This is a genomic window from Bacteroidales bacterium (assembly GCA_014860585.1).
GTDB lineage: Bacteria > Bacteroidota > Bacteroidia > Bacteroidales > 4484-276 > RZYY01.
This window is the reverse complement of the sequence record JACZJL010000054.1, coordinates 1-4,126: the sequence shown is the minus strand read 5'-3', so window position 1 is coordinate 4,126 and position 4,126 is coordinate 1. Positions and strand designations below refer to the sequence as shown.

The 4,126-nt window shown below is 44.8% G+C and carries 3 protein-coding genes; all 3 read right to left on the bottom strand.

The features are described from left to right. Positions 1-3,225 (bottom strand): hypothetical protein (locus tag IH598_06290; protein ID MBE0638106.1); only part of this gene is annotated, 3,225 nt, incomplete at its 3' end. A gap of 45 nt (positions 3,226-3,270) precedes the next feature. Further along, positions 3,271-3,702: a hypothetical protein gene (locus tag IH598_06285; protein MBE0638105.1), complete on the bottom strand. Its 432-nt coding sequence runs from the start codon at positions 3,700-3,702 to the stop codon at positions 3,271-3,273. A gap of 245 nt (positions 3,703-3,947) precedes the next feature. Further along, positions 3,948-4,126: T9SS type A sorting domain-containing protein (locus IH598_06280; protein ID MBE0638104.1), on the bottom strand; the 179-nt coding region annotated here is incomplete at its 5' end.

The following is a 4,126-nucleotide window of genomic DNA, read 5'->3' as shown; positions in this document are numbered from 1 at the left end:
AGCATCGGTTGCAACACACTCTACAGTTGTTGTCCCTACAGGGAATAAAGACCCCGACGGTGGCGTACAAACCACAGAAACCGGTGTTCCTGCGCCTCCAGTCATGCCATGTATATTTCTGCCCGAGGCAATGCCCCGGATACTGCCATAGGAACCGGTATAAAGTACGGTTGGGGTACCCGAACCGTTGGCCGGAGCAACGATGATGTAGTCAATGCCACTTGAATTATTAAAAACTGTCCAGTACAACAATCCGTTGGCAGCATCGTAATCTATTCCGTAAACGTTGCCTGTTGCACCGTCATCGTATAAAATATAGGGTGTTTCGGTACCATCTGCCTTTGCAGTATAAATTTTCCCTTCACCCATGTCGGCCCAATACAGCCGGCCGGCAGCCTCGTCGATGGTTATTCCCCTGACTTGATCGCCGGCTGCTATGAAATTACTGACTTCCCCTGTGCCATTGGTATTTATTACATTAATGCCATAAAAATCCGGATATGCAAAGTAGATTCTATTGTTGGTACGGTCTAATGCCATCGAGGTTGCATATGTTGTGGTAAGGCTTGTAGCTGTGCCGCTTCCATCCAGATTTGCGACTGCTAATCCGATTCCAGCTAACGTAAAATATATTTTTCCGTTGATCAGATCAATTTCTAAATCGTGATGTTCGCAACAACCGTTGGTACTTGGAATTGTTGTTACAGTCCCCATGCCGTCCTCCGGTGCTTTGTAAATATTACCATGGTTACCTCCACCCCAGTAAAGAGTTCCCGAACCAAGATCAGCTTCTATTCCAACCGGCCCAAAAATTGGAATACCATCATCCGGATCATATAGCAGAGTGGGTGTGCCTGAACCGTCAGCATTTGCAGAATATATTTTTCCTTCAAATGTAGCGGTGAAATAGATCAATGGGTTGGTAACAGATCCTCCACAATTATCCGAAGCGACCGGGTTATCATAACTCACCACTGCTCCGCAAAGACCCTCGTCATTATTTACCGTAATGTCTTCCGGACAGGTGATTGTTGGCGGTTCGTTATCATTCACCGTTACCGTGAAGGAACAATCCAGCAATCCACAATCATTTTCAGCAGTAACCACAACAGTATGAGTACCAACGTCGAAAAGATGTGGCGAGGAAATTTCAGTTCCATCTAATGTATAAGTCAAGGTCGGAGTTGGTGTTCCTACTGCCGTTGCAGCAAATTCAACAGATGCACCGCAAGCTCCTTCATCATTGTTAACGGTGATGGGTTCAGGACAGGAGAGTGAAAGTTCTTCCTCGACTGTAACCTCCACAACATTCGATTCCACCCATTCCGTTTCGCAATCTACCTTTACCAGGCGTTTGTACCAAGTGGTGGCCGCAAGTGCAGGCGGGCTGTAGCCTTCCGAGGCGGCAGGAGGCTGAATATCATAAAAATCCGTTCCATTAGCTGCGCTTTGCCATTTGTACTCCAGGGTTCCCACCGGATTGCCGCCCGGGGCAACAGTCTGGATTAACGGATCAGGGGATGTATTGGTACAGATGGTTTGACTGGCTGCAATAGCACCCCCGTCAGATGGATTATTGCATGGCGATGCACATGAAAGACAATTTTCAATAACCTGCTTCAGTAAGGTAAAATCGGAAGGGTTACTCCAATAATTGTCTGCTGCAGTATTGGTAAACCAAATAAGATCACCAACAGCTTTGGCTTTATTATCCTTTGAGCCCGGCCAGTTGCCATTTTTATAAAACAGGTTTGGCCAGTTGTCTCCGTTCATGGCAACGATATCTATGTCTGGATCGTTTGCGCGTAAAGCATAATAACCGGTAGAGTTATTGGCAAAATTATAAGGACTTGGCACGTCCTCTGCAAGCCAGTGGCCAGGTTGAACAACAGTCAATTGAGGTGTAGGTGAAATGCTCCAGCAATAGTTATTTACATTGTTTTGAACCAGATACTGATTTACACCTGTTGCAAAAGGTTGGTTACAAGTACCACCAATAAAGATCACCCGTTTGCCGGCATCAATAACGTCGGTGCGTATTTTAAGCAGACTCGACTCACCTACACTTCCTCCATCCATGGCAATGATGACCACATCATACGGACTGAAATCAATACCGGTCCAATCAGAAGAAAAAATATCACTATATGTGTAATCCAGTTCATTAAGCGCCTTTTTAACTGAATTATCAACGGCTGTCGTGGAGATGAGCAATACCGTTTCGAAACAAGAACTTGTATATAAAATGCTGTTGGAAATCATCTGTTTCAGGAGCGCAAAATCAGAGGGATTGGACCAGTATCCTTCATTAGCGGTATTCGTAAACCAGATCAGGTCGCCTCCGCCTTTAGCATTGTTGCCCTTCACATTCGGCCAATTGTCGCCTTTGTAGAACAGGATGGGCCAGTTGTCACCGTTCTGGGCAACTACATCGATGTCCGGATCGGTTGCGCGTAAGGCATAATAACCGGCGGAGTTATTGACGAAGTTCCAGGGGCTAGCAAGTCCCTGTGCCAGGTCGTGAGCCGGCTGGGTCACAGTGAATTGGAGTTGAGCTGAAATGCTCCAACAATAGTTATTTACATTGTTTTGAACCAGGTACTGATTGACACCTGCTGCAAAAGGTTGGTAACAAGTACCACCAATAAAGATCACCCGTTTGCCGGCATCAATGACGTCGGTGCGGATTTTAAGCAGGCTTGGCGCACCAACTAATCCTCCATCCATGGCGATGATCACCACATCGTATGGACTAAAATTAATCCCGGTCCAGTCATTTTCACTATATGTATAATCATAAGTGTAGCCAAGTTCGGATAGTGCCTGCTGTACCGAACCACCAACTTGGGTAGTTGCAACAAGAAGAATAGATGCATCATCGGTGGGTGCTTTGGGATATTGAACGTGCACAGAGGATCGGGTTTGCTCAAAAACATGAGCCAATTCTTCTGGTATCAATGTCATGCTGTGGCGCCCGGTTATCCTTGTGATTGCACAGCATGCACTTTCATTGCCGTTTACCGGCAAAACGTTTTCAGATCGATTTCCGGATTGAATGCCGGGAGATGCCGTTGCAGCAATGCTCTCGCGGGTAAAAGAGTTAACCTGTAAATTCCTTTCGCCGGATTTAACAGGTTCGTTGATTGTCTGTGCCAGGGCTGTACTCAAAAACAACACAGTCATCACAAAAAAACCTACAAACAAAAGGTAAGATTTCTTTTTCATAGCAATGTGATTAAGGTGAATAATAAAGTGTTAACTCAAATAATTTCAATTTAGAAGATAATTCATTCTATCGTAGCCGCAGTTCAGGCGGAACAGTGAGCCGGTAAACGTAAAGTCAGTTGTGCCAAAAGCCGGGCAGCAGATTCTAGTCCCTTGTTTAGGGTTGTGGTGGATATGATAGGAACTGTCCCGAACTCGCAGTCCGTCATGAAAAGCAGTGCCGGTAACGGGGTGAACACAGATGTTCAGCCATGCATAGCGCCAGTTTTCTGTTACCAAATGGTATTTCACGAAAATCCATGCGGAATCCTGGTTTGTAGAACTATTGCCATTGATGTCGTCTGCCCGCCAGAAGTTAACCAAGCCCAGATCAAACGGCAACAACATGTAGTCATCAACTAAACTGATGTTGCTCAAACGATTATTGTCGGCCTTAAGGCCACACACATTCAGCAGTGTTCCTGGTAGGGTCAGCATTTTAAATATTTGTTTAAGAAGAAGTTAAGGATTGGATGAAACGTAAAAAGAACTGATATACAGAGTAAAAAATTAACATGAAAAATTAGGTGTAAATTTAAAACAAAATTGAAATCCTATCTTGTTTATTCTTACGAGTTTATTTATAAATAATGTTAAATGCAGCATTAGCCATTATTCCTGTATTTAGTATTCACCTCCTGAAAACCTGTCAGGTTTCTAAAACCTGACAGGTTTAATACGATCTACATCACCACAAGCCGCTTTGTTACAACCTCCCCTCCTATCTCCATCCTGATCACATACAACCCAGGCTTGAAGCTGCTCACATCGAGCACGGCCTCGCAGCCGATGAAACCGGATTGTTCGATCACCCTTCCATCCATATCAGTAATGGAATAGCTGACCTCGCTTTCATTTTCGG